Raw genomic sequence first — 25,999 nt, 5'->3', positions numbered from 1 at the left:
GCTCCCACAAGGGGATTGGCGTTAGCGTGGTTGCTCAGCCACGCACTCGCTCAACGCAGCTTCCCAGTCGGGCTGGGTAACGCCCCATTCGCGAGCCAGCTTGCTGCAATCCAGGCGCGAGTTCTGTGGCCGTGCCGCGGGCGTCGGGTAGGCGCTGGCAGGAATGGGCTCCAGTGTCGCGCAGGTCTTGCCCTGGGCACTCAGGTGCGCGGCGATGGCCTGGGTAAAGCCAAACCACGAAGTTTCACCCTGAGCGGTCAGGTGGTAGGTGCCCCATGCCCCAGCATCACCGGCTTGCCAGCGCTCGATCAATGCCCGTGTGCTCCGGGCGATGGTGCCGGCCCAGGTCGGTGCGCCGATCTGATCAGCCACTACGCGTAACTCCGGGCGCTCTTGCAGCAAGCGCTGCATGGTCAGCAGGAAGTTTTTACCATGGGTCGAGTACACCCAACTGGTGCGCAGGATCAAGTGTTGGGCACCGCTCGCCGCGATGGCCAGTTCACCCGCCAGCTTGCTTTTGCCGTACACGCCCAGCGGGTTGGTGGCATCGTCCTCGGTGTAGGGCGCAGGTTTGCTGCCATCGAACACGTAGTCGGTGGAATAGTGAATCAAGGGGATGCCCAGGGCCGCCGCTTCTTCAGCAAACACGCCCGGTGCGCTGGCATTGATCGCGAAGGCCAGTTCCGGCTCGCTTTCGGCTTGGTCCACGGCGGTGTGGGCTGCGGCAATGATGATCAAGTCCGGCTTGTGCGCCCGTACCTGGGCACGGATTTGCTCGGGTTGGCTCAGATCGAGGACATCGCGGCCCAGCACAGTCAGGTTGCCCTGACCGGCAAGGTGCTTTTGCAACTCAACGGCAACCTGGCCGGTTTTGCCGCTGACAAGGATGTTCAACGGCGCTTTAAGGTCAGTCACGCGATCAGGTCCTTGGTCTCGGTGAAACCCAGGCGCTGGCCCTGATAGCTGCCGTCTTGCACGCGCTGGCACCACTCCAGATTGTCCAGATACCACTGCACGGTTTTGCGCAGGCCGGTTTCGAAGGTTTCTTCGGGCACCCAGCCCAGCTCGCGTTCAATTTTGCCGGCGTCGATCGCGTAGCGCTGGTCGTGGCCCGGGCGGTCCTGGACGAAGGTGATCAGGTCGGCAAACTGCGCTACGCCTGCCGGGTGTGCGGGCGCCAGTTCTTCGAGCAGGGCGCAGATGCTGCGCACCACGTCGATATTCTTTTGCTCGTTATGCCCGCCGATGTTGTAGGTCTCGCCCACTACGCCTTCGGTCACCACCTTCAGCAAGGCCCGGGCGTGGTCTTCGACGAACAGCCAGTCACGCACTTGCAGGCCATTGCCATACACCGGCAGCGGCTTGCCGGCCAGGGCGTTGAGAATCACCAGCGGGATCAGTTTTTCCGGGAAGTGGAACGGCCCGTAGTTGTTCGAGCAGTTGGTCAGCAGCACCGGCAAACCGTAGGTGCGGTTCCACGCGCGGACCAGATGGTCGGACGCCGCCTTGCTGGCCGAGTACGGCGAGCTTGGCGCGTAGGGCGTGGTCTCGGTGAACAGGTCGTCTACGCCGTGCAGGTCGCCATACACTTCGTCGGTGGAAATATGGTGAAAGCGAAATGCGCTTTTTTCCGGCTCAGGCAAGGTCAACCAGTAAGCGCGGGTGGCTTCTAGCAGGCTGTAGGTACCGACGATATTGGTCTGGATAAAGTCCGACGGGCCATCAATGGAACGGTCTACATGGGATTCGGCCGCCAGGTGCATGATCGCTTGTGGCTCAAAGCGCGTAATGATCGCGCTGACCGCTGCCTGATCGACGATATCGGCCTGCACGAACTCGTAGCGGGTATCGGTGGCAATGCTTTGCAGCGATTCCAGATTACCGGCGTAGGTCAGCTTGTCGAGGTTGAGCACTTCATGCCCGGTATTTTTGATCAGGTGACGGATCAACGCTGAACCAATAAAACCGGCGCCGCCGGTGACTAAAATGCGCATGTGGTAATTCCTTATTCCCTGAAGGCTTTTAAGCGTATGGCGCATAGCTTGTGGGGATGTGCTCGGTGGTGCAAGTGGGAGCTGTCGGGAATATAGCGGCTGGGTTACTAATGCAGATTAATATCCGTTTTAAGTGGGATAATATAGACACGATACGTGTAAATTAATTTTTATTGCCGATATTTATCGGCTATAAGGATGCTCGACGTTGACGCAATACTGAGCGGCGTCCACTGTCCTGTTTTTTCGCACTCAAAACCCCAGACGCTTTCCAGGAGTCCAGATGACCACTTTGCACAGTTCGCCGCGCGCAGACGGCTTTCATATGCCAGCCGAATGGGCTGCGCAGACCCAGACCTGGATGATCTGGCCTGAGCGTCCGGACAACTGGCGCCTGGGCGGCAAGCCGGCGCAGGCGGCCCACGCAGCGGTGGCCAAAGCCATTGCGCGTTTTGAACCGGTCACTGTCGGTGTGTCTGCAGGCCAGTACGAAAACGCCCGTGCGCAACTCGATGTGCCGAATATTCGGGTGGTCGAAATATCCAGCGACGATGCCTGGGTACGCGACAGCGGCCCGACGTTCGTGATCAACCACAGTGGCGAAGTGCGCGGCGTGAACTGGGATTTCAACGCCTGGGGCGGCTTCGACGGTGGTTTGTACTTCCCGTGGAACCGTGACCAACAAGTGGGCAGCAAGGTGCTCGAAATCGAACGTTGCCCGCGTTATTACACCGAAGGCTTTGTGCTTGAAGGCGGATCAATCCATGTCGACGGTGAAGGCACGCTGATCACCACGGCCGAGTGCCTGATGAACCGCAACCGTAACCCGCACCTGTCCCGGGAAGAAATCGAAGACGTGCTGCGCTCGCACCTGGCGGTGGACAAGATCATCTGGCTGCCGGACGGCCTGTTCAACGACGAAACCGACGGCCATGTGGATAACTTCTGCTGCTACGTTGCACCGGGTGAGGTGTTGCTGGCCTGGACCGACGACGAACGTGACCCTAACTACGTGCGCTGCCATGCGGCGATGAAGGTGTTGGCAACCAGCACTGACGCCAAGGGGCGGCCGTTTGTAGTGCACAAAATGCCGATCCCGGGGCCGATGTACGCGACCCAGGAAGAGTGTGACGGTGTTGATAAAGTGGCAGGCAGCCAGGACCGTAATCCGACAGAGCGTCTGGCGGGTTCTTATGTGAACTTCTTGATCGTCAACGGCGGCATCATCGCGCCGAGCTTTGACGACCCGATGGATGCAGAGGCCAAGGCCATCTTGCAAAAGATCTTTCCGCAGCACGAAGTGGTCATGGTGCCGGGTCGTGAGTTGCTGCTGGGTGGCGGCAATATCCATTGCCTGACCCAGCAACAGCCTGCGCCGCTGTAGCCGCTGAGGAGCGCAGCGAGGCTGCGATCGGTTGCGAAGCAGCCGCAAAACCTGAAGATGCGTTTTATTTGATAAACGGCGAATGCTGATTCTGCGACTGCTTCGCAGCCGGACGCAGCCTTCGTTCCTCGTCAGCGGCTACAGTCCGGGGATCAGAACTTGTACGTCCCCGTCATCACCAGGCTGCGCGGCTCGCCCGGCATGATCTGCGCTGCACTGGTGGCCGATGCATAGTAATAGCGGTCAGTCAGGTTGGTCAGCGCACCACTCACATCCCAGTCTTTTTCACGATAGCCAGCCAACGCATCCCAGCGTCCGTAGCCCGGCAATATCACAGTGTTCTGGTTGTCGGCGTAACGCTGGCCCACCAGGGTCAGGCCCGTTTCGGCGTACCAGCCCATTTCCGGCTTCCAGGTGATGAACAGGCTGCCATTGTGCTTGGCCACACCATTGATGCGCTTGCCTTCCAGACCGTTGTTGTCCTTGACCACCGTTGCGTCCTGCACACCCACGCCACCGCGCATGTACCAGTTACCCCCGAGTTTGCCGCTGGCGGTCAGTTCGATGCCGCGTGAGCGTTGCAGGCCGGAAAGCAGGGTGATGGTCGGGTCGTCCGGATCCTTGGTTCGGCGGTTGTAGAGTTCCAGCTCGTACACCGCCAGCGTGGTGCTCAGGCGGTCATCCAGCCAGTCGCTTTTGACGCCGATTTCCTTTTGCTTGGTCAGCTCCGGGCTCAGGTCGTTGGTGTTGCCTGCAGCACCCGGAGTGATGCCGATCAGGCCGCCGCCCACAGGGGAGAACGTCTTGGTCCACGAGGCGTAGAACGAGTGGTTTTGCAACGGTGTCCAGACCACGCCAAGTCGCGGGCTGGTGCTGTGACTTGTGCGTTCTTCGGACGGGATCAGGGGCTTGAGGTGGTTGGTGGTCTCGACGTTAAAACGGTCGTAACGCAAGCCGGCCAGTACCTGCCATTGATCGTTGAGGCGAAGCTGGTCCTGCACGTACAGGCCCTGGCTCTCTACTTCGGTGTGGTTATCGCTGGAAATCACCATCGGCCCGGTTGGGCGCAGGCTGCGATCGGGGTTGTACACATCTACTGGCGGTACGCTCGCGGCTTTGTAGAGCTTGGGGTCGCGGCGCTGGCTGCCGAGCTCCAGCCCGGTCAGCAGGCGGTGCTCCAGGCCAAAGGTGTCAAAGCCGCCTTCGATTTCGAGGTTGTTGAAAATATTGCGGGTGGTCATGTCCTGCTGCCAGCTCTGGCGGTTGACCTTGTTGATTTTCGGGTCGTAGCCGGTCAGGTAGGTGTTTTCGAACTGGCTGTCGAGCTTGAAAACGCCCAGGGTATGGCGCAGTTGCCAGTTATCGCTCAGTTCATAGCTCAAGCGCGAGCGCAGGTTCTGGACTTTATCGTCGATAAAATCGTTTTGCCCGCCGTAGGTGGTGCCACGGCTGACATCCGCCGGGCGCCCGTTGATGCTCGGAATACCGCGATCCGGGGTGCGGTTGTAGCGGTTGTATTCGTATTGCACCAGCCAGTTCAGATCCGGGGTGATTTGCCAGCTCATCGAGGGTGCAAAGAGTTGGCGGTTGCCACTGACGTGATCGCGGAAGCTGTTTTTGTCTTCGTTGCCCATGTTCAGGCGTAGGCTCAGGGTGTCACTCGGGTCAGCGCTAAGGTCGGCATACAGGCTGCGTAAATCTTCGCTGCCGCCCTGGGCCTGAATGCTCGACTGGCGGCCGAACTGCGGCATTTTGCTGACGCGGTTGATGATCCCGCCCTGACTGCCACGGCCATACAGCACGGCTGCCGGGCCTTTAAGCACTTCAATGCGCTCAATGTTGTGCAGGTCACGCACGTACTGGCTGTCGTCGCGAATACCGTCCAGGTAAAAGTCGTTGCTGGCGTCAAAGCCACGGATGCGCAGGCTGTCGAAGCGGGTATCGGCGGTGCTGCTGACGTTGGGAATCCCGCTCAGGGCTTCGCCAATACTGTTGATCCCGTAATCGAGGACGTTGCTGGTTTTTACCGTGTCGATGGCCTGGGGCACGTAGCGCGCCGGGGTCGATGTGCGAGTGGCGGTGGTGACGTCCTTGACCCGTGGGTCATCGTCTTGCGCTTCGCTGGCGCTGATCGACAGTTCGGGCAGCACGGTGGCAGCGCTGCCAAATCCGGCGTACAGCAAGGCACACAGCCCCAGATTCAAGGGCGTTAAACGGCGGGGGGAGAGCATGGTTGAGGGGTGTCCGGCAGTTGTAATAGTTGGTTATATTTTTAGGGTGCGAATGGTAATGGTTCTTGTTTCTTTATGTTAAGAATTACCAATCACGCTTGCCGCAAATATGTATCTATTTGTTTCTATGCCCTGTAACCCTTGCTGCACCTGATTTGCACGATTCGTGAAACACACTGAAAGTCATACCGGCGTTTTTCCTCTCCTTACAGAAGACTAGGCTGGCACTCTGATTTATTGATAAGCCGGAGCCCGCCATGACCGCTACACCTGTTCTGCATTACATCTACGACCCTTTGTGTGGGTGGTGCTATGGCGCCAAGCCGCTGATCGACGCCGCGCGCGAAATTTTACCGGTAGTGGCCCACGGCGGCGGGATGATGACTGGTGCACAACGCCAGGCGGTGTCGGCGCAACTGCGCGATTACGTGATGCCCCATGACCATCGCATCGCCCAATACACCGGGCAGCCCTTTGGCGAGGCGTACTTTGAAGGTTTGCTGCGCGACACCACGGCAGTTTTCGACTCGGCGCCGCCGACCACGGCAGTGCTGGCCGCCGAGCAGTTGGCCGGGCGTGGCCTCGAACTGTTGGGGCGCTTGCAATCGGCGCATTACGCAGATGGGCGGCGAATTGCCGACAGGGATGTATTGCTGGCCGTGGCGACTGAAATGGGCCTCGACGCTGAAGGCTTTCGGGCAGCCTATGAGGCGATCAGCGGCGATGTGACGCAGGCGCATTTCAAGGCCAGTCGGGCATTGTTGTCACGGGTCGGTGGGCAGGGCTTTCCAACTGTCGTGCTGGAGCAGTCCGGCCAGTATCAGGTGATCGACCTCGGGCCGTATCTGGGCAAACCTGAAGCCTTTGCTGCCTGGCTGCGCCAGCGCAATGGCGTCGCCGGCGCAGACACAATCGTTTGCGCGCCAGCCTGTGGCCTGGATGGTTGCCAGTAACAATTTTTGACACTTTGGTCAGAACTTTGAAAAGCATTGGCAATTAACAAATTTTTCACGAAATTGACACCTCACCTTCACGACGGCTAGGATCCCTGCCAACGCCTGTGGCGATGAGCCATACACCAACTTTTCGAAAGACCTGCACAGTCTTCGTGCGGGTCTTTTTTGTTTATGTGAAGCAACCACCACTCAATGTTTCAGCTTGAACCCCACAGCGCGCTTCTATTCAGAAATAAGGAAAATAATATGTTGAACAAACGGATAGGTCTTCTCGCTCTGGGCGTACTGAGTGCTACCCAGGCAATGGCTAACGATCAAGCTGACGCAAAAGGTTTTGTAGAAGACAGCCACCTCAATGTACTGGCGCGTAACGCCTACATCAGCCGTGACTACAAAAACCACAAACAAGACAAAGCTGAATGGGGCCAGGGTTTCCTGGGCACGTTCTCTTCAGGCTTCACCCAGGGCACCGTTGGTGTGGGTGTGGATGCTTTTGGCATCTACGCACTGCGTCTGGATGGCGGTCGCGGCAAAAGCGGCGCGGACGGTATCGACTTCTTCAAGCAGGGCGCCAGCGGCAAAGCGGCTGACGACATCGCCAAGGCTGGCGCTGCGGTGAAAGTTCGTGTGTCCAACACTGTGCTCAAGTACGGCGATCAAATGCCTGCGCTGCCGGTGCTGATGTATGACAACTCGCGTCTGATGCCAGAAAGCTTCACCGGTACCCTGTTGACCTCCAAAGAGATCAACGGTCTGGAAGTCAACGTTGGTCGCTTCACTGCAGAGTCGCGTAAAAGCGCCGAAGCACGCGACAGCGGCGACCTGAAAAGCATCAACGTGTTCGGCGCCAGCTACAAGTTCACCGACAACCTGTCGGCGTCCCTGTACGGCTCCGAGATGGAAGACGAGCTGAACAAGCAATACGTGGGCGTAACCTACGCAATCCCGCTGCAAGACAAACAGTCCCTGACGTTTGACTTCAACGGCTACCGTACTCACGTAAAAGAAGACTACGCACGTGACGTGCTGAAGGTTGACGGCCAGGACAACAAGATCTGGAGCCTGGCAAGCACCTACGCCTTCGGCGCACACACAGTGACCCTGGCGTACCAGAGCAGCACCGGCGAAATCGGCTACCCGTACGGCGGCTACCGCAACGCAGGCGGCGTGGGCGATGGCGGCAATACCATCCTGCTGGCCAACTCCTACTGGTCCGACTTCAACGCCAAGGACGAACGTTCGTGGCAGCTGGGTTATGGTTTCGACTTCGGTGCCGTTGGCATTCCGGGTCTGACCTACAACATCGCCTACGTGCGCGGCACCAACATCGACGACGGTTCCGACCGTGGCCGTGGTACCGAGCGCGAAATCTTCAACCAGGCCAAGTACGTCGTACAAAGCGGCCCGGTCAAGGACCTGAGCGTGCGTCTGCGTGGCTCGTGGTTGCGCGTATCGAACAACGCCAGCGAATACAACGTGGGCGGCAACGAAGTACGTGTATTTGTTGATTACCCGATCAGCATTTTCTGATGCTACCGACCTGTTGAACAGGTTGGAGATCTGAATAAAAACGCCCCGACTGGTTCGGGGCGTTTTTTTTTGCCGCGATTAACCGCTGCGCAAGGGACGCATCCCGATGAAACCATCACTCACACTTGAGCTGGACCGAGAACTAGTTGGCCATTAGCTGAAGTGCTTAAGATTATTCCCTTGAGATTATATTCCTTGGGTGGCATATTTTGAGCATGACATGGAACGTTGAGTACACCGATGAATTTGGCGACTGGTGGGAAAGGCTCAGTGAAAAGGAACAGGTCAGCGTGGCGGCCAGTGTCAAATTGCTAGAGCTGCTCGGGCCGGCCCTGCGCTTTCCTCATTGCAGCGATATCAAGGCTTCGCGGCATGGCAACCTTCGAGAGCTGCGTGTACAGCATGCGGGCCGTCCTTATCGGGTGCTTTATGCCTTTGACCCGCGTCGCTGCGCCTTGCTGTTGATTGGCGGTGACAAGACCGGCAATGACCGATGGTATGAAGAGAACGTCCCTGTTGCGCAAAGGCTTTACGACGTTCATTTACAAACACTGATCGAAGAGGGCCAGAATAATGGCTAAAAAATTTTCCGGGCTTGAAGCGTGCATGAGCTCAGAGGCGCGGGCGCAAGCCCAGGTTCTGTACGTCCAGCATTTACAAGAAATGCCGTTGCATGAGCTGCGCAAAGCCCAGGCGCTCAGTCAGGAAACGCTGGCCAAAGCACTGAATATCAACCAGGCAGCCGTTTCTAAAATGGAGCGGCGTACGGACATGTATATCAGTACGCTGCGCAATTACATCCAGGCGATGGGCGGTGAACTGGAAATTATCGCGACCTTTCCGGATGGTCAGATCAAAATCGAAAACTTTGCTGAGTAGAAGTGATCACGCACACTCTGCAGATCCTTCCCCTGCACACTCGTGCAACCAGCTTATAAACACCTGCAAGCGCTTGGGCACTACGCTGAGTGGGGAGTGGACCAGGTAGTAGTCGTAGTGGCCGCACCGGCGAAAATCGCCAAAGGGCAGTACCAGTTCGCCGCGATCGATACGTTTTTGCACCAGTTGCTGGCGCCCGATGGCGATACCGGCGTGATTCATGGCCGCTGTCACGCACAGGTCCGAGCGGTCGAAAGTCAGGGTGCGCTTGGGCAGCGAGCCTAGCAGTTCTTGTTGCTCGGCCCATAGCGTCCATTCGGCATCGTAAGCGGCATGATCCCAGGCCAGGGAGTCGTGCAGGGTGGTGCAGTGGCTCAGGTTTTGCGGGTTTTCATACAGACGGTGACGCTGCGCATATTCCGGGCTGCACACCGGCGCCATGCGTTCGCACATCAACCGATGGCTGGTCAGGCCGGGGAATTCGCCGTTGGCGTAGTACAGGGCCAAATCAATTTTTCGCGTACGAAAGTCGACATTGTCATTGCCCACCCGTAGGTCCAGTGACACCAGCGGGTAGCGCTCGATAAACTCGGCCAGCCGTGGTACCAGCCAGCACTGGGCCACCGAAGGTCTGGCATAGAGTGCAATGGAACCGGCAATTTCAGCTTCGGATGATTGCTCCAGTGCTTCGGACAATTCGCCCATCGCATTCTGGAGGATTTCGAAAATTCGCTCGCCTTCGTCAGTCAGGCTGACCTGGCGGGTAAGGCGCTGGAACAGTTTCATGTTCAACGCGGTTTCGAGTCGACTGATGCGATGGCTGACAGCACTGGCGGTCAGGCACAGTTCCTGCGCGGCTCGGGCAAAACTCAGATGGCGGGCGGCCACCAGAAAGGTATGCAGGTTGGCGAACTGGCTGCTGTTGAGCCGTGAGCTGATGCGGGGAGGTAGATTAAGCACGGTGGTTTACCCTCAGCCAGCAGTACCTTTGTGGGATGTGGCAATGGGTGCATCTTGCCACATCCGCTTCGCGCCTGAATCAGCCCAGCAGCTCACGACCCTTGGTGAGGTAGGCGTCCATCTCGTCAGCCGGCACCATATTACCGCCCGTTGCCCAGACCAGATGAGTGGCGTTGCTCATGGCTTGCGGGCCCAGCCCGATACGGGCTCGATAACCTTGTTGCTCGCCCTGCACCCGGGCAATACCGGGTACACCCGCCAGCGCCGAAGGCTCAAGGCGCTGGCCTTCGCTGCGCTCCATCAGTGCCAGCAGGCTGTACATTTCTTCGTCGCTGACCGTGTAAAAACCGTCGAGCAAACGCTGCATGGCCTTGCCGACAAAACCGGAAGCGCGACCTACGGCCAGGCCGTCTGCTGCGGTTACGTTATCGATGCCGAAATCCTGCACGCTGACTTCGTCATGCAGCCCGGTATACACCCCCAGCAACATGCACGGTGAGTGAGTGGGTTCGGCGAAGATGCAGTGCACCGCGTCACCGAAGGCCAGCTTGAGGCCGAAAGCCACGCCGCCCGGCGCGCCACCCACACCGCAGGGCAGGTATACAAACAGCGGATGCTGCGCATCCACGGTAATTTTCGCTGCCGCCAGTTGCTGTTTCAAACGCTCGCCGGCCACTGCGTAGCCGAGGAACAGGTTGACCGAGTTTTCATCGTCGACGAAATGGCAGGTCGGATCGGACTCTGCCTGCTGGCGACCCTGAGCCACGGCCACGCTGTAATCACTTTCGTATTCGACCACGGTCACGCCATGGGCGCGCAGCTTGTCTTTTTTCCACTGCCGGGCGTCGGCCGACATGTGCACGGTTACGTTAAAACCCAGCGCGGCGCCCATGATACCGATCGACATGCCGAGGTTGCCGGTGCTGCCCACAGCGATTTTATACTGGCCGAAAAAGGCCCGTGCCGAGTCGCTGTGCAGCAGCGCGTAGTCGTCGTCGAGGGTCAGCAGGCCTTTGGCCAGGGCCAGGTCTTCGGCATGTTTGAGCACTTCATAAATCCCGCCACGGGCCTTGATCGAACCCGAAATCGGCAGATGGCTGTCGCGCTTGAGCCACAGCGCGCCATTCAGGGCCTGGACGTAACGTTCGCCGAGCAATGGCTGCAAGTGCTCCAGAGGCACGATGTCCGATTCGATAATCCCGGCGCTGCATTCGGTTTCAGGAAACGCTCGGCGCAGGTACGAGGCAAAGCGCGCCAGCCGGGCGCTGGCATCGGCGACATCGGCGCTGGTTAGCCCCACATCGGCTAATGCCTGCGCCACCGGCGCCACGCCCGGGTTGAACCAGGTGGTTTCTTGCAGCGCGACCAGATCGCGAATCAGCGGGTAGCTGGCACACCAGCTTTCAAGTGTTCTGCCCAAAATCATGTCGGGGTCCCTTTAAACGATAAGGCTGAAAATTCGGGTTCAATCAAACAAAGCGCGACAGCAGCAGGGTCAGCCCCAGTGCGATCGATGAAGCCAGCACGGTGGCGGTGGTGAAGGTTTTCAAGGCATCGGTCAGTGACACGCCCAGGTACTCCTTGACCACCCAGAAGGCCGAATCCGTGACGTGGGTCCAGCCCATGGCTCCGGCACCGATAGCGATGCAGATGATTTCTTTGCTCACGGTCGGGTGTGCGCCCAGCATGGGTAACACCATACCTGCGGCGCTGATCATTGCCACCGTTGCCGAGCCGACGGCGAAGTGCATCAAACCGGCCACCAGCCATGCCAGCACGATGGGGTTCATGTTCAATTGGGTCAACGAGGCGGACAGCGCATTGCCCACGCCGCTGTCGATCAGGATGCCGTTGAATGCGCCACCGGCGCCGATAATCAGCAAGATGCCGGCCAGCGGCGGAAAACTCTTTTGCGTGTGGGCGAGCAAATCGGTCATGGACAGGCCGCGACGCAAACCCAGCGCCCAGTAGGCAAACACCACGGCAATCGACAGGGCGATCAGGGGCGTCCCCAGGAACGAAATTACGCTGAATGCAGTGGATTCATGGGGCAGGCCGGCAGCGAAACTTTTACCGACCATCAGCAGCAACGGCAGGGCAATGGTTAGCAGGGTGATGCCAAGGCCCGGCAAGTCACGGCTTTGGCTGTCATCACAGTGTTCGTTCAAAAACGCTTCCTGAGTGGCCGGCGCCTCGGGCTTGCACACCAGCTTGACCCACAGCGGCCCGGCAATCACGGCGGTCGGCAGCGCGACAATCAGGCCATACATGATGACTTTGCCGACATCGGCGCCCAGCATTGCGGTAATCGCCATCGCCGCAGGGTGTGGCGGCAGCATGCAATGCACCGCCATCAGCGACACGGCCAGCGGTACGCCCAGGTACAGCAGATTGATTTTGGTTTCTTTGGCGACCACATAGATCAGCGGAATCAGCAGTACAAAGCCCACCTCGAAAAACACCGGGATGCCGGCGATAAATCCGACGAGCATCATGGCCCAAGAAGCGCGCTCTTTACCCAGGGCGCTCAAGAGTGCCTGTGCGATGCGTTCCGCGCCGCCGGACTCCTCCAGCATCTTGCCTAGAATCCCGCCCAGGCCAATGATCGTGGCCAGAAACCCGAGGGTTCCGCCAACACCGACTTCATACGAAGCAGCAATTTTAACCAGTGGCATGCCTGAGCCGATTCCCACCACAAAGCTCGCAGCGGTCAGGGCCAGAAAGGCATGAACACGGACTTTGACGATAAGAAAAACGATCAGGGCGATGGCGCAAAACAACACCAGCAATAGAGTGGGACCGCTGTGCATGGAGAGTGCTCCGGGAGGCGCTTTTATTGTTGAAATAAGTGATCGACGTCACTTTGCTTCCGGCAATTAGAGGCCACGGGGCAGGGGCTGACAAAGGATGGTTCTTCATGGAACAGATGATGTGGCGTCATCTGTTGGAGGGCAAAACAGGTGGAAGCGAGTCTGCTCGCGAAGGCCTCAAGAGCTTCGCGAGCAGGCTCGCCCCCACAAAAATTTGTTGAGGTCAGAAATCCCAGCGAGTGGTCAGCATAAAGTTGCGTGGCTCGCCATAAATCGCCGAGTTATAGAACCCGATGTTGGTGTAGTAATACTTGTCGAACACGTTGTTGACGTTGAGCGTGGTCGACAGGTTTTCCGTGAATTGATAACGGGTCATCAAGTCCACCACCCAGTAGGGTTTTTGCGAGAAGTCTTCGTACCTGTCCTTGGGGCTGTTGTACATCTCCTGCCAGGACGTGCTCTGCCAGCGTGCGCCACCGCCCACCGAGACTTTGTTCAGGTCGCCTTTGAGTTTGTAGATGGTGTAGAAGCTGAATTGGTCTTCGGGCTCAAAGGTCGAGATCTTCTTGCCGGTGTCATCGCGCACCACCTTGTGTGTGTAGCCGGCCTGCAGGCTCCAGCCGGGGCTCAACTCACCGGATATTTCCAGCTCGTAGCCCTTGGTCTTGGCGGCAGTGCCCTTGAAGGCGTAGTTGGGCGGGGTGGGTTGCAGGTTGTTCCAGGCGTCATCGGGGATGGGCCGGTTGCTTTCTTTGACTTCGAAGTACGCCAGGCTGGCGTTCAGGCGACCATCGAAAAACTCGCTCTTGAGGCCAATTTCATAGTTTTCGCCTTCGTCCGGATCAATCAGCTTGCTGTTGCGATCCAGGTTGTAGAACTCCTGCGGCATAAACACGTCGGTGTAGCTGGCATACGCGGTCAGGTAATCAGTCAGGTCATAGGTGATGCCAGCATAGGGAATCAGGCGCCCCGACTCACGATAGGTATTGGTTGTGCCGGTGAGCGTGTAGTCGACTACCCGGCCGCCCAGAAACACTTTCAAATCATCGGTGACGTTCAGGCGGGTAGTGGCGTACATGCCGGTCTGGCGTACGGTGTCGTCGTTGATTTGCGATGCATTGCCCCAGTCGGGTTTGGCCAGGTGCCCGTCCCAGTTGAAGTAATCGACAAGGTTGGGTTGGGCGAAGGTCACGTCCCAGTAGCCTTTGCCTTTCCAGTTGGCGGTGCTGATCGAGCCGCCCAGGACCAGGTCATGCTCACGACCGAGGAACTCGTAAGGGCCGCTGACATACAGATCGGCTGCGTCGCTGGTGGTATCGCCCTTGTAGCGCTGGGCGTTGATTTTGGCAGTGCCATCGGCCGCTGGCTGGTTGAACTGGATGGCACCCAGTTGTGCGTCGTAGCCATTGAGCTTGTGGTCCAGTTGCAGCTTGGCCACCCAGCCGCTGCCCAGGTCCTGCTCAAGGGTGGCGAAGACAGTGCGGGTGTATTGCTGCCAGCTGCTCCAATCGGTGGCGTTGCTGAATGAGCGTTTGGCGCTGTTGATCTCGCCCGCGTAGTTGTACAGCGGGAAGCTCCCCGACCAGGTCGAGCCCTGGGGTTTGTTGTCCTGATAATCGGCGCCCACGGTGAGCAGGGTGTCGGGCGTGAGGTCGACTTCGAGGATGCCGTAGAACACTGAGGTCTGGTTGGAGTAGCGGTCGATATACGACTGTCTGTCCTGATAAGCCGCTACTGCACGGCCGCGCACATTGCCGCTTTCGGTCAGCGGGCCGCTGACGTCAACTTCGGTGCGATAGCTGTCCCAGGAGCCCGCGCCTGTGGTGATATGGCCGTGAAAATCGCTGGTGGGTTTTTTGCGCACCAGGTTGATGGTGCCGCCCAGAGAGCCTGCGCCGCTAAGCAGGCCCGAGGCGCCTTTTAACACCTCGATGCGGTCATAGATCGCCATGTCGCTCAGGGTGTTACCCGCAGAATAGGCAACATTTCGCACGGCAGAAGGGATGCCGTCGTACTGGAAGTTGTTGATCGAGAAACCGCGCGAGTAGTAGTTGGTGCGGTCAGTGTCGTAGGCCGATACGGTGATGCCGGGCGTGTGGCGCATCACGTCGTCGACGTTGTCGAGTGCGAAGTCATCCATATGCTGGCGAGTAATCACGCTGATCGATTGCGGCGTCTCGCGCGGTGTCAGCACCAGGCGAGTGGCCGTGGCGATGGCACCAGGTGTGTAGGAACCGCTGCCTTCGGTGACGGTGCCCAGCTGGTTGGTGATGACCTGGGTGGCGCCCAGTTCCAGCGTATCGGCGGCGCTGCTGGCGACCAGTACATAACCGCCATTGCTCTGGCGCTCAGCTTGCAAGCCGCTGTTGGCGAGCAGGCGGCCCAGGCCTTCCTCGATGCTGTACGAACCTTCAAGCCCGGCGGTCTTGAGGTGACGGGCCTGCTCGGTATCAAACGAAATCGTAACCCCTGCCTGCACACCAAACTGAGTAAGGGCGCTGCCCAGAGGGCCAGGGGCAATCTGGTACAGCGTCTGGCTTTGCGCCGATGCCTGGGCAGGCATCAGGGCCAGGGCGGACAGGCTGGCGAGGGACGCACCCAATACTGCCAGGCGCACAGCGCGGGTTATTTTAGTGGTGGCAATGAGGGGGAGCGGGGGCATTCGGTGATCCTTGCGTTGTCATGGCAGAATTTCGCTGTAGTCGCGACTTATGTCATTGACGGATGAGAATCGAAATCAGCAAGGTTAAAGTTCAAAGTCGTGTGGCCCCAGCTTATGCCGGTTCGACACTGACCCAGTAGCGGGTCAGGAAACGTACCTTTACCGGCAAGGTTTTACTCAGGTTCTCCAGTACCGTTTCGGTGTCATCGATACGAAAAGCTCCCGAGATACGCAGGCCTTCAACAGATGAAGCGCAGCGCAGCACCCCCGCTCGATAACGTCCCAGCTCCTCGATAAAGTCGCCCAGGCGCCAGTCGTCCACGCTCAGCATGCCCTTGACCCAGGCTGTTGAAGCAGCAGGCAAGCCCTCGATGGCATCGACCTCATCTCGATCGAACGTGACTTGTTGCCCGGCCTCGAGGCACAGGGGCTGATCGCTGTGCTCGTAGGGGCGAATCTCCACGGCCGCTTGCTCTACGCCGACCCGCGTATGTTCGTCTAACTGGCGAACACAGAACCGGGTGCCGAGGGCGCGCACGCTGCCGTCCTGGGTGTGGACGATAAATGGACGCTGATCCGGGTCCCTGGCGGTCTGCACCAGAATTTCTCCGCGATGCAGGTGGATTAGCCGCTGCGTTGAATCAAAGTGGATATCCAGCGCGGTATCGGCGTTCAGCTCCAGTTGCGAACCGTCGTCCAGGCGCAATGAGCGGCGCTGGCGGATGTTGGTACGGTGTTCTGCAAGCATCGAGCGATATGGCACATGCTCCGCCGCCAGCCATGAACTGCTGCCGACAGCCAGCAGCATGGCCACTATTTTCAGCACATCGCGGCGTTGCGCTTTCGCGGCATCGAGGCTGGAGAGGGCGGCCTCCTGGGGCATCATTGCCCATTGGCGCTGGAACCTTTCCAGCCGCGCCCAGGCCGCTTCATGCTGCGGGCTGGAAGTCAGCCAGGCCTGCCAGGCCCGGGTGCGGGTCTCGTCGGTGCTCCCGTCATTAAGCTGCACATACCAGGTAGCGGCGGCTTCGAGCGCCTTGAGATCCGGGACGGGGGGCATCAACTGTCGACCAGCAACAGGCAGCGGGTCATGGCGCGAATCAAATGATTTTTCACCGTGGTAACCGACACCTCGAAACGCTCGGCGACGGCAACATAACTCAAGCCTTCGAGCTGCACGGCGAGGAAAATTTCCCGCGTTCTGGGGCCCAGCTCATCGAGCAGGCTGTCGATCGAAATCAGCGTTTCGATAATCGACAGGCGTATTTCTGGCGAAATATCCACAGGCTCGGGCTTGAGTGCCAGCGCCTGCAGATAGGCTTGCTCGATGGTGCGGCGGCGCACTTTGTCGATCAACAGCGAGCGGGCAATGGCGCTCAGATAACCTCGGGGCTCGCGAATGGGCGTGTCATGGCGTGCGGTCATGACCCGCAGGAACGTGTCCTGGGCCAGGTCGCAGGCATCCGCCGTATTGCCCAGGCGCACGCGCAACCAGCCCTTTAGCCAACTGTTGTGATCGCTGTACAACCGATGAAGAACTGAAGGGTCGAGCGCCGACATAATGATGCAACCAAAATGTAATTGGTAATCGATCGCATTATTGTGATGGCAGAGTGTTTATGCAAGGGGGAGGTTCTTTGGAGAGGGTGGCGGGTAGCGACAACACTGCTGGAGATTGAGTCGTTCGGGTGCACAGTGTGTAACACAACTCTAAGTCGATCGGGGTTTTTTGTGTGTAGTGTGTGTATTTTTAGATTGCACCATTTTTTAATGGTGTGTAGCGTACACACAAGGCGTGGTGATCAAGTGCGAAGTCGTGAGCTTATTGAGTTATTGGTCGCAGATGGATGGTTTGAGATCGCAATCAAGGGAAGTCACCATCAGTTCAAGCATCCAGCTAAAGCGGGTCGAGTAACGGTTCCACATCCCAAGTCAGAAATTGCCAAAGGGACGCTGCACAACATTCTCAAATCCGCAGGTCTCAAGGGAGAGTTACGGTCATGAAATTTCCAGTGGTAATACATAAAGACGCAGATTCCGAATTCAGCGTAACGGTGCCTGATGTGCCGGGTTGTTTTTCTGCAGGGAGTACTTTTTCGCAAGCGTTGGATAACGTGCAGGAAGCATTGGCTTTGCATCTGGAAGGCATTGTTGCGGACGGCGGCGAGCTGCCGCAGGGCAAGGACGTGGATGCCCATCTGGAGAACCCGGATTATGTCGGTGGGATATGGGCAATCGTTGACTTTGATTTGACGCCTTATCTCGGCAAGTCGGTCCGGTTCAACGCTTCTTTGCCAGAGAACCTGTTGCAGCGCATTGATGAGCGAGTGAGCAGGGACCATCGCTATGCGTCTCGTTCGGGGTTTCTGGCAACAGCTGCATTGCGCGAGCTGAGCGTTCAGAACTTTTAATCGTCTCAAGAGCGTCACCATGTGGCGCTCTTGAGGGTTCTCCAAACCCCGAAAACAAAAAAGGCCCACCTTTCGGTGAGCCTCTTCTGGTATTGCGTATGGTGCCGGCACCAAGAGTCGAACTCGGGACCTACTGATTACAAGTCAGTTGCTCTACCAACTGAGCTATACCGGCGTTATGGGCGACGAGTATACCCGGATGTTTGAGCTTGTAAACCCCTGATAACAGACTATTTTCACGTTTCTGACTGGCGCTCTGCGAAGTACTGGCGCAAGTGCTCCACCGTAACCCGGATTTTGGCCGAACTGGCCAGCGGTGCAGCATACACAGCCCAGATATTTGCCTGCTGGCGGTAGTCCTGAAGAATGTGCACCAATTTGCCGTTTGCCAGGCTTTCGCGCACGTCCCACTGCGAGCGCAGCAGGATGCCACGGCCGTCGATACCCCATTGATGCACCACTTCACCATGGTTGGCCGACAGGGCTCCGGTGACTTTTACGCTCTCTTCACCATCCGGCCCCTGTAAACGCCAAAGGCCGAAAGGATGGTCGCGCTCTTTGATAACCAGGCATTCATGGCCCGCCAGTTCCGCCAGGGTGCGGGGCTCGCCGTGGCGGTGCAGGTATTCAGGACTGGCGCACAACACCCGGGCATTGTTGGCCAGCAGTTTGGCAATCAGGTTGGGCGCAATACTGTCGCCGATGCGGATGTCCAGGTCGTAGCCTTCTTCGATCAAGTCCACCAGACGGTCGAACATATCAAAGCGGATATCCAGGGCCGGGTAGCGTTGCGACAGTTCTGATAGTGCAGGCCCGACATGACGACGACCCAATCCAAAACTGCTGACGATATGCAATTGCCCGCGGGGCTCCTGATGCAGCGCCGAGACTTCGTCGCTCATTTGTTCCACGGCATCAAAGATATGCAATGCCCAGCGGTACACCCGTTCGCCGTCGTCGGTGACGGCCACGCGGCGAGTGGTGCGATGCAACAGGCGCACGCCAATACTTTGTTCCAGCAGCTGGATGCGTTTGCTTACATAGGCTGGCGAGGCACCCAGTTCACTGGCCGCCGCAGCGAAGCTGGAGCGGCGTGCTACCACCACGAACACGCGCAGGTCGTCGAGATTCGGCAGGTTATTCACGAATCGTGTCTTATCCATCAACAGTTCGCCTGATTATCTTTATTTGAGCGCTTTATATCATGGGCCCACTTCCCCTCATCAAGAGTTCGCCCATGAGCAAGACATTCAGAATTGCCGCCATCGCCGGTGACGGCATTGGTAACGAAGTACTACCGGAAGGCCTGCGTGTTGTGGAAGCGGCGGCCAAAAAGTGGAACCTGGACTTGTCGATCGAGCTCATCGAGTGGGCCAGTTGCGATTACTACGAGCGTCACGGGCAGATGATGCCAGACAACTGGTTTGAACAGCTCAAGGGCTTCGATGCCATCTACTTCGGTGCCGTGGGCTGGCCCGATAAGGTGCCGGATCACATTTCGTTATGGGGTTCGCTGCTCAAGTTCCGTCGCGACTTTGATCAATACGTGAACATTCGCCCGGTGCGCCTGTTCCCTGGCGTGCCATGCCCGCTGGCAGGCCGCGAGCCCGGCGATATCGATTTTGTGGTGATCCGTGAAAACACCGAAGGTGAATATTCTTCGGTAGGCGGGCGGATGTTTGAAGGCACCGAAAACGAATTGGTTTTACAAGAGTCGGTCTTTACCCGACGCGGTGTAGACCGGATTCTCAAGTATGCCTTTGAAGTGGCCAAAGAACGGCCACGCAAGCACGTGACTTCGGCCACCAAGTCCAACGGCATCTCCATCAGCATGCCGTACTGGGATGAACGCACCGAAGCGATGGCGGCAAATTATCCACAGGTCAGCTGGGACAAGCAGCACATCGACATTCTGTGCGCCCGTTTCGTCCTGCAGCCCAACCGTTTTGATGTAGTGGTGGCGTCCAACCTGTTCGGCGACATTCTTTCCGACCTCGGGCCGGCCTGTGCGGGCACCATCGGTATCGCGCCATCGGCCAACCTCAACCCGGATCGCAATTTCCCTTCGCTGTTTGAACCGGTACACGGTTCGGCGCCGGATATTTACGGGCAAAACATTGCCAATCCGATCGCCATGGTCTGGTCGGGTGCGCTAATGCTGGAGTTTTTGGGTAAAGGTGATGAGCGCTACCAGGCCGCTCACGACGGCATTTTGCGCGCCATTGAAAACGTGATTGTCAGTGGTCCGAAAACGCCGGATCTGGGCGGCACGGCATCGACTCAAGATGTCGGAAAAGCCATCGCCGAAGCGTTGAATACCTAAGCGTCAGCTATAAATATTTTGGCTCGACTCTTGTGGGAGCGAGGATTTAGAGGGCAAAGCCCAGCTCAAAGAACGTGCCGCTGGCATCGCTGACCATCCGCACCTGCCCGCCATGCAACTGCATGATCGAGTGTACGATCGCCAACCCGAGCCCGCCCGAATCCCCGGGCTGGGCCCGGGACGGGTCAACCCGGTAAAAACGGTCGAACAGTTTGTCGATGTGCTTCGCGTCGATCGGCTGGCCGAGGTTATGCACACCGATCCAGCACATATCAGCCTCGTCACGCCGCCGCAGGCTCACGGTCGAGCCTGCCTGAGCATGGCGCACGGCATTGGCCAGCAGGTTGCCCAGTGCTCGTTGCAGCAGTTGCTGATCCACCGTCAACGATCCGCTCAGCTGATTGTCCAGCTTCAGCTGACGATCCTCGGCCAGCGCCTCGAAGTACTCACATAGCCCTTCACCTACCTCGCCAAGGTCCAGGGTTTGCAGTTGCAACGGGCGCTGCCCGTGTTCGGCGCGGGCGAGGAACATGAGGTTTTCGGCCATGCGGTTAAGCCGTTCGTACTCCTCGATATTCGACGCCAGCACTTCCTGGTACTCGGCAGCGCTGCGCGTCTGATTCAGGGCCAAGCTGTTGCTGCCCAGCAGGTTGTGCAAAGGCGTACGGATCTCATGGGCCAGGTCGGCGGAGAACTGTGACAGCCGTGCAAAACTGTCCTCCAGACGCGCCAGCATGGCGTTGAGAGCCAGCACTGGTTCCTTGAGTTCGGCGGGCACGTTATCTGTGGCCATACGCTGGTCAAGGCTGCGAGGGGCAATGCCCGCCATGCGCTGGTCAAGGCTGCGAGGGGCAATGCCCGCCATGGCGCTCGCCAGTTCACGTAAAGGTTCAAGGCCGCGACGCAACAGCAGCAGGCCAAGGCCGAAAGCCAGCAGGGCGCCCAGGCCCACAGCGCCATACAAACGCAGGCGATAACTGGCGAGCATTTGCTCACGCTCGTCAAGGCGCTTGCCTACGGTCACGCTCAGAGTTTCACCGGCGGGCCCCTGGGCCATCCCGACCAGCAACACCGTCTGGTCCAGCGTTCTGATATCTGCACGCTGCGGTGCACGTCCCTGGGCAATGGGCTGCATATCCGGCAAGGGTTGCTGATGAGGGTTGATGGCGATCAGAGGGCTGCCATCGGCGCGTTTGACCAGCAACACGCTGTCCAGGTTGCCCAGCATGTTCTGGTACAGGCGCGGGCGTTCTTGCAGGGCTTCGAGACTGTCGCTGTCATGCAGCAGGGCGCGCACTTGCTCAAGGCGCCCGAGCAGCGCCTGGTCATCACGAAACGCCAGTTCAGAGGCCAGGGAGCGATACAGGAACACCCCGATCACACTCAGTACCAACGCGCAGGTCAGGGCGATCGCCAGCGCCAGACGCCAGGCGATGGATTTACTCATCGGGTGCTTCCAGTTGATAACCAACGCCGCGCACAGTGTGGATCAACTTGGGCATGTAGGGATCGTCGACCTTGGCGCGCAAGCGGCGCACGGCGACTTCGACCATATTGGTGTCGCTGTCGAAGTTGAGGTTCCAGACCTGCGAAGCGATGAGGGTGCGTGACAGCACCTCGCCCTGGCGGCTGGCCAGCAGTTGCAGCAGGGCGAATTCCTTGTTGGTCAGGCTGATGCGCTGGCCACCCCGGCTGACCCGGCGGCGCAGCACGTCGATTTCAAGATCGGCGATGGCATACGACTCGGCCTCGCGCATGGGGCCTCGGCGCAGCAAGGTGCGGACCCGGGCGAGCAACTCGGCAAAGGCGAAGGGCTTGAGCAGATAGTCGTCGGCGCCCAGTTCCAGCCCGCGAACTCGGTCTTCGATGGCATCCCTGGCAGTCAGGAACAGTACTGGTGTGGCGCCGCGCTGGCGGATCAGTTGGAGCAATTGCCAGCCATTGAGCCCCGGCAACATCACGTCAAGGATGATCAGGTCGTAATCCTGCTGTTCGATAAAGTAGCGTCCGTCCAGCCCGTTCAGCGCCACATCCACGGCAAATCCTGACTCCTTGAGGCCCTTGGCCAGGAAATCTGCCGTCTTGGCTTCGTCTTCAACCACTAACAAACGCATCGCACACCTCGATCAATCGTCTGCACAGGCTAGGCGCCTTCGGGTGTGTTGCCTATTACAAACTTGTAATGCAACTGACGGAGTTCTGACCAGGGCCGCTGGTTAAGGTGGGCCCATTCGTACAGGAGCTTGCCAATGATGCTGAAAATTTTGTTGTTGTGGACTGCCGTTGGTGCTGCCGGAGCAGCCCAGGCGGCGCCTGACCTGGTGCGCCATGCCGATCTGGATCTGGCCACCGCCCGTCAATTGGCCGATGCCGCCATCCAGCACTGTACAGGAGCCCTGAGTGTGCTCGACCGCGGTGGCAACGTGCTCATGGCGATGCGCCCTGAAAGCGTTGGCCCCCACAACTTGATGGCCAGCCAGCGTAAAGCCTACACGGCGCTGTCGACCAAAACGCCAACCCGACTGTTTGCCGAGCGTGCGCGAAACAACCCCGAAGCAGCCAACCTCAATTCAATCGCCGAGCTGTTGCTGTTGGGCGGCGGTGTGCCGTTGTTTGCCGAAGGCGAACTGGTGGGTGCGCTGGGCGTGGCCGGGGCTGGCGGTGCGGAGCAGGACGAAGCCTGCGCGATCAAGGCTGCCGGGCAAGTTGGCCTGACAATTCAACGCTGATCAAATTTTAACTACTGAGGAAGAACCATGAAATCGTTGCGAATCACCCTGGCGGCTTTAAGCCTGAGTGCGGTATCGAGCCTGGCGCTGGCTGCCGGCAATCCCTTGAGCGTGCATGTGCTCAACCTGGAAAATGGTTTGCCGTCCCCGGGGGTCAACGTGACCCTGGAAAAGCACGTCGGCAAGGACTGGCAGCCGCTGGCCCAGGGCGTGACCAATGAACAGGGACGTATCGGCGAACTGTTCCCGGGCAAACAGGCGTTCGAGGCGGGGGAGTACCGGGTGGTGTTCAAGACCGGTGAGTACTTCAAGAAGGTGGGGCGCGATACGTTCTTCCCGGAAATTCCGGTGATTTTTGAAGTGAAAAATGTGGATCAGCATTACCACATTCCGTTGTTGCTCAGCCCTTATGGGTTCTCGACGTATCGCGGGTCGTAGGCCTGTCAAAAACCCGTAGTCGCTGCCGAGGAACGAAGGCTGCGAGCTCTTTTAGATTAAAAGCTCGCAGCCTTCGTTCCTCGTCAGCGACTACAAGGGCTCTGCTGAAAGCTGCGCAAGCACCATCAAATTACGCGGCGTCAGCTGGCTGTCGCAGAACTCGCCGACCTGCACGTCATAGCCTTTTTCCTGCAGGTACAAGGCACGATCGAGTACCAGCCAGACTTCCAGCGGGCGGCGAAACAGCCCGCGCAACAACTCCAGGTTGCGCACTTGCGCCAACCTTTCCCGGCCTGCTGCTTCCAGCGCCGGCCAGTCTTCCTCGCCACTTGTGGATAAGTTCTTCAGTGCTGCCAAATCCGCGCAATACTCGGCAAACGGCTTGTTCAGCCAGGTACTGGGCAGCGAGGGTGTGGATAAGTATTCATCGCACTGACGATGCTGGCGCTGCCACAGGTCAAAACCCAAACGGCGTGCCATTGATTCGTCGCGCTGACGGCGCACGCGAGTGCCGGCAGTCACGGTTTCGCTCATGGGCAAACTCAGATCTTCAACTGACAACTGCAGGTGCGATGCCTTGGCCGCTGTGGATAACGCTTGATAGTGCGGCGCGCTGATACGGTTGTAGCAGCAGGGTGACACGGCAAGTTGTCCACAGCCTGCCGCCGTGGCCAACTGCAGCAGGCGCACATGTAGATCGCCGCAGGCGTGCAGCGCCACGGGGGTCATGCGGGATGTGAGCTGCAAGGTGGCATCGGCAGCGAGCACGTCCTGTTGCACATGCCGGGTGGGCAAATGATGGCGCTGACTGAGTTGCTCTCCGACCTCTACCAGGGCCGGGTCGTATTCCAGGCATGTCAGTTGCTGCCCGCTACTTAACAGCCGCCGCCCCAGATGGCCCTTGCCCGAGCACCAGTCCAGCCAGTGCGCGGGTGGGTGCTGGAACGTCAGGCTTTGGGCGAAGGCTTCGATTTGTTGCCATTTGCGCCCTGGTACGTCGACTTGCAAACGCTGGCGTGCAGGCACCAGGGGCTGGGTGGGCAACCGGTCAAGCGTACTCAGCGCGAGCGAAGTCGCCGCCAGTTCAGGGAACGGCGCAGGTGCAGGCAAATATTGAGGGTGGTTGTGGCTGGCTTCGGCGTCTTGCAACGTACGCTGGCGCAACCACTGCGCCAGCTCGGGGTGTTGCGCTTCCCACGGCATATTCAGGTGAGTGAAGGGCCGTGGGCGCCAGAGGTGCTGGTGGTCGCGTAAAAACCCGTCCAGCGCCTCGAAGCGGGCAAGCAGATCAGCGTCCTTGGCAGGCATCGACGCGCAACCAGCGCTCCAGCAGTTTGAAGCCCTGGATCAGTACAAACGACATCAGCAGGTAGATCGCCCCTGCGGTCAGGAACATGTCCACCGTCAGGTAGTTGCGGGCGATGATGGTGCGGGTCATGCCGGTCAATTCCAGCAGGGTCACGGTACTCGCCAGCGAGCTGGCCTTGAGCATCAGGATCACTTCGTTGCTATACGCCGGCAAGCCGATGCGCGTGGCGCGTGGCAGGACGATATGCACCAGGGTCTTGAAGCGCGACATGCCCAACGCCCGTGCTGCCTCGATTTCACCCGGCGGGATGGCCTGGATTGCACCGCGCAGGATCTCGGCAATGTAGGCGGCGGTATGCAGGGTCATGGTGATGATCGCGCACCAGAACGGGCTGCGCAGATACGGCCACAACGCGCTTTCACGCACCACATCGAACTGTGCCAGGCCGTAATAGACCAAAAACAGCTGAATCAGCAGTGGCGTGCCACGGAAGAAAAAGATGTAGGCGTAAGGCAGTGAGCGCACATACCAGAGCTTGGACGAGCGGGCGATGCCCAGCGGGATGGCCACGATCAGACCGGCGATCACCGAGATTGCGGTGAGCTCCAGGGTCAGGGTCGCGCCCTGCATCAGCTTGGGCAGCCACTTGAGGATTACTTCCCACTCCATTACGTCCTCCTCACGAAGCCGCGCGCTGCGCGTTTTTCAAGCACGTGCATGGTGCCCATGGCCAGTACGGTCAGGCCCAGGTACATCACGGCTGCCACCATGTAGAAGGTGAACGGGTGTTTGGCGAAGGTCACGGCGTTTTGCGCCTGACGCATGATTTCTTCAAGACCAATGACGGACACCAGTGCAGTGTCTTTCATCAGGATCATGAACAGGTTGCCCAGGCCGGGCAGGGCGATGCGCCACATTTGCGGCAGCACCAGCTTGGTGAAAATGCGCGGTTTGGACAGGCCCAGAGCCATGCCCGCTTCGCGGTGGCCCTTAGGGATGGCCAGGATGGCGCCGCGAAACACTTCGGTGGCATAGGCGCCAAAGCACAGGCCCAAGGCGAGTACCCCCGCCGCAAAGGCGCTGAGGGTGAGGTCGGGCATGCCGATGTATTCGCCGATGGCGCGCACCAGATTCACGCTGCCAAAGTAGATCAGCAACACCCACAGCAGTTCGGGCACGCCACGAACCAGGGTCGAATAGGCGCCGCCCAACCATCTAAGCGGTTTGAAGGGGGAGGTTTTGGCCAAGGCACCGAGCAACCCGAGCACCAGGCCCAGACACAGCGCGGTAAGTGCCAGTTTGACGGTCATCAGCGCGCCAGCGGCAAGCGCCGGGCCGAATCCGTATAAATCGATAGTCATGGGGTAGGCAGGCTTTGCTAGG

General features: G+C 58.8%; 25 protein-coding genes and 1 tRNA gene. 10 read left to right on the top strand and 16 right to left on the bottom strand.

Annotation, left to right across the window (positions count from 1 at the left end; translation table 11 throughout):
* Positions 1-21: 21 nt before the first annotated feature.
* Positions 22-894 (bottom strand): dTDP-4-dehydrorhamnose reductase, encoded by an 873-nt coding sequence (rfbD, locus tag CJU81_RS01970; protein ID WP_095035373.1) that lies wholly within the window; start codon positions 892-894, stop codon positions 22-24.
* Between the two features lie 17 nt (positions 895-911).
* Complete coding sequence (gene rfbB, locus CJU81_RS01965; protein ID WP_095035292.1) at positions 912-1,994, bottom strand: dTDP-glucose 4,6-dehydratase; 1,083 nt, start codon at positions 1,992-1,994, stop codon at positions 912-914.
* Between the two features lie 283 nt (positions 1,995-2,277).
* On the opposite strand from rfbB, the gene aguA reads away from it, so the two are divergent.
* Positions 2,278-3,378, top strand: a complete 1,101-nt coding sequence (gene aguA, locus CJU81_RS01960) for an agmatine deiminase (RefSeq protein WP_095035291.1) — start codon at positions 2,278-2,280, stop codon at positions 3,376-3,378.
* A 152-nt stretch (positions 3,379-3,530) separates the two neighbouring features.
* On the opposite strand, the gene CJU81_RS01955 is transcribed toward aguA, so the two are convergent.
* On the bottom strand, positions 3,531-5,609 hold the full coding sequence (locus CJU81_RS01955) for a TonB-dependent receptor (RefSeq protein WP_095035290.1): 2,079 nt from the start codon (positions 5,607-5,609) through the stop codon (positions 3,531-3,533).
* Between the two features lie 257 nt (positions 5,610-5,866).
* Between CJU81_RS01955 and CJU81_RS01950 the strand changes: the two genes are divergently transcribed.
* From CJU81_RS01950 to CJU81_RS01935, 4 genes are all read left to right on the top strand, one after another.
* The gene (locus CJU81_RS01950; protein WP_095035289.1) at positions 5,867-6,562 is read left to right on the top strand and encodes a DsbA family protein; all 696 of its coding nucleotides are present in this window, start codon (positions 5,867-5,869) and stop codon (positions 6,560-6,562) included.
* A 249-nt stretch (positions 6,563-6,811) separates the two neighbouring features.
* Entirely contained in the window at positions 6,812-8,095 is a 1,284-nt protein-coding gene (locus tag CJU81_RS01945; RefSeq protein WP_095035288.1) for an OprD family porin, read from the top strand.
* A 215-nt stretch (positions 8,096-8,310) separates the two neighbouring features.
* A complete protein-coding gene (locus CJU81_RS01940) occupies positions 8,311-8,676 on the top strand; it encodes a type II toxin-antitoxin system RelE/ParE family toxin (protein ID WP_095035287.1) in 366 nt (121 codons plus the stop codon).
* Positions 8,669-8,974, top strand: a complete 306-nt coding sequence (locus CJU81_RS01935; protein ID WP_095035286.1) for a helix-turn-helix domain-containing protein — start codon at positions 8,669-8,671, stop codon at positions 8,972-8,974. Before CJU81_RS01940 ends, CJU81_RS01935 begins: the two co-directional genes overlap by 8 nt.
* Before the next feature lie 6 nt (positions 8,975-8,980).
* On the opposite strand, the gene dsdC is transcribed toward CJU81_RS01935, so the two are convergent.
* The 6 genes from dsdC to CJU81_RS01900 form a co-directional block, all read right to left on the bottom strand.
* On the bottom strand, positions 8,981-9,934 hold the full coding sequence (gene dsdC / locus CJU81_RS01930; protein ID WP_095035285.1) for a DNA-binding transcriptional regulator DsdC: 954 nt from the start codon (positions 9,932-9,934) through the stop codon (positions 8,981-8,983).
* Between the two features lie 79 nt (positions 9,935-10,013).
* The gene (dsdA, locus tag CJU81_RS01925) at positions 10,014-11,360 is read right to left on the bottom strand and encodes a D-serine ammonia-lyase (protein WP_095035284.1); all 1,347 of its coding nucleotides are present in this window, start codon (positions 11,358-11,360) and stop codon (positions 10,014-10,016) included.
* A 43-nt stretch (positions 11,361-11,403) separates the two neighbouring features.
* Positions 11,404-12,744: a GntT/GntP/DsdX family permease gene (locus CJU81_RS01920; protein ID WP_095035283.1), complete on the bottom strand. Its 1,341-nt coding sequence runs from the start codon at positions 12,742-12,744 to the stop codon at positions 11,404-11,406.
* Between the two features lie 223 nt (positions 12,745-12,967).
* Positions 12,968-15,406: a TonB-dependent siderophore receptor gene (locus CJU81_RS01910; protein WP_095035281.1), complete on the bottom strand. Its 2,439-nt coding sequence runs from the start codon at positions 15,404-15,406 to the stop codon at positions 12,968-12,970.
* A 112-nt stretch (positions 15,407-15,518) separates the two neighbouring features.
* The gene (locus CJU81_RS01905) at positions 15,519-16,466 is read right to left on the bottom strand and encodes a FecR domain-containing protein (protein ID WP_095035280.1); all 948 of its coding nucleotides are present in this window, start codon (positions 16,464-16,466) and stop codon (positions 15,519-15,521) included.
* Positions 16,466-16,966: a sigma-70 family RNA polymerase sigma factor gene (locus CJU81_RS01900; protein WP_095035279.1), complete on the bottom strand. Its 501-nt coding sequence runs from the start codon at positions 16,964-16,966 to the stop codon at positions 16,466-16,468. Before CJU81_RS01900 ends, CJU81_RS01905 begins: the two co-directional genes overlap by 1 nt.
* A gap of 246 nt (positions 16,967-17,212) precedes the next feature.
* Between CJU81_RS01900 and CJU81_RS01895 the strand changes: the two genes are divergently transcribed.
* Together CJU81_RS01895 and CJU81_RS01890 are read left to right on the top strand one after the other, a co-directional pair.
* Positions 17,213-17,410, top strand: coding sequence for a type II toxin-antitoxin system HicA family toxin (locus CJU81_RS01895; protein ID WP_095001086.1), 198 nt, complete (start codon positions 17,213-17,215; stop codon positions 17,408-17,410).
* Complete coding sequence (locus CJU81_RS01890) at positions 17,407-17,817, top strand: type II toxin-antitoxin system HicB family antitoxin (RefSeq protein WP_095035278.1); 411 nt, start codon at positions 17,407-17,409, stop codon at positions 17,815-17,817. Before CJU81_RS01895 ends, CJU81_RS01890 begins: the two co-directional genes overlap by 4 nt.
* A gap of 99 nt (positions 17,818-17,916) precedes the next feature.
* Here CJU81_RS01890 and CJU81_RS01885 read toward each other — a convergent pair.
* Positions 17,917-17,992: transfer RNA gene (locus tag CJU81_RS01885), tRNA-Thr, on the bottom strand.
* Positions 17,993-18,053: 61 nt separating this feature from the next.
* On the bottom strand, positions 18,054-18,980 hold the full coding sequence (locus CJU81_RS01880; RefSeq protein WP_095035277.1) for a LysR substrate-binding domain-containing protein: 927 nt from the start codon (positions 18,978-18,980) through the stop codon (positions 18,054-18,056).
* A gap of 74 nt (positions 18,981-19,054) precedes the next feature.
* Here CJU81_RS01880 and CJU81_RS01875 point away from each other — a divergent pair, with 74 nt between their 5' ends.
* Entirely contained in the window at positions 19,055-20,140 is a 1,086-nt protein-coding gene (locus tag CJU81_RS01875) for a tartrate dehydrogenase (RefSeq protein ID WP_095035276.1), read from the top strand.
* 46 nt (positions 20,141-20,186) lie between these two features.
* On the opposite strand, the gene CJU81_RS01870 is transcribed toward CJU81_RS01875, so the two are convergent.
* Positions 20,187-21,587, bottom strand: a complete 1,401-nt coding sequence (locus tag CJU81_RS01870; RefSeq protein ID WP_095035275.1) for a heavy metal sensor histidine kinase — start codon at positions 21,585-21,587, stop codon at positions 20,187-20,189.
* Positions 21,580-22,254, bottom strand: coding sequence for a heavy metal response regulator transcription factor (locus CJU81_RS01865; protein WP_095027926.1), 675 nt, complete (start codon positions 22,252-22,254; stop codon positions 21,580-21,582). The genes CJU81_RS01870 and CJU81_RS01865 overlap by 8 nt, the downstream gene beginning before the upstream one ends.
* Before the next feature lie 135 nt (positions 22,255-22,389).
* On the opposite strand from CJU81_RS01865, the gene CJU81_RS01860 reads away from it, so the two are divergent.
* Positions 22,390-22,869: a GlcG/HbpS family heme-binding protein gene (locus tag CJU81_RS01860; protein ID WP_095035274.1), complete on the top strand. Its 480-nt coding sequence runs from the start codon at positions 22,390-22,392 to the stop codon at positions 22,867-22,869.
* Positions 22,870-22,896: 27 nt separating this feature from the next.
* Complete coding sequence (gene uraH / locus CJU81_RS01855; protein WP_086799328.1) at positions 22,897-23,307, top strand: hydroxyisourate hydrolase; 411 nt, start codon at positions 22,897-22,899, stop codon at positions 23,305-23,307.
* A gap of 90 nt (positions 23,308-23,397) precedes the next feature.
* Here uraH and CJU81_RS01850 read toward each other — a convergent pair whose 3' ends face one another.
* The 3 genes from CJU81_RS01850 to CJU81_RS01840 are packed head-to-tail and all read right to left on the bottom strand — an operon-like array spanning position 23,398 to position 25,977.
* Positions 23,398-24,615 carry a methyltransferase gene (locus CJU81_RS01850; protein ID WP_095035273.1) on the bottom strand — a complete coding sequence of 406 codons (1,218 nt, stop codon included), beginning with the start codon at positions 24,613-24,615 and terminating at the stop codon, positions 23,398-23,400.
* The gene (locus CJU81_RS01845) at positions 24,596-25,285 is read right to left on the bottom strand and encodes an ABC transporter permease (RefSeq protein WP_095027930.1); all 690 of its coding nucleotides are present in this window, start codon (positions 25,283-25,285) and stop codon (positions 24,596-24,598) included. The genes CJU81_RS01850 and CJU81_RS01845 overlap by 20 nt, the downstream gene beginning before the upstream one ends.
* Entirely contained in the window at positions 25,285-25,977 is a 693-nt protein-coding gene (locus CJU81_RS01840; RefSeq protein ID WP_029611681.1) for an ABC transporter permease, read from the bottom strand. The genes CJU81_RS01845 and CJU81_RS01840 overlap by 1 nt, the downstream gene beginning before the upstream one ends.
* Positions 25,978-25,999 lie beyond the last annotated feature (22 nt).

The sequence above is a fragment of the Pseudomonas fragi genome (assembly GCF_002269505.1).
Lineage (GTDB): Bacteria > Pseudomonadota > Gammaproteobacteria > Pseudomonadales > Pseudomonadaceae > Aquipseudomonas > Aquipseudomonas fragi_D.
Note: the sequence above shows the minus strand (reverse complement) of the source record. Positions and strands in the feature narration are given on the sequence as shown.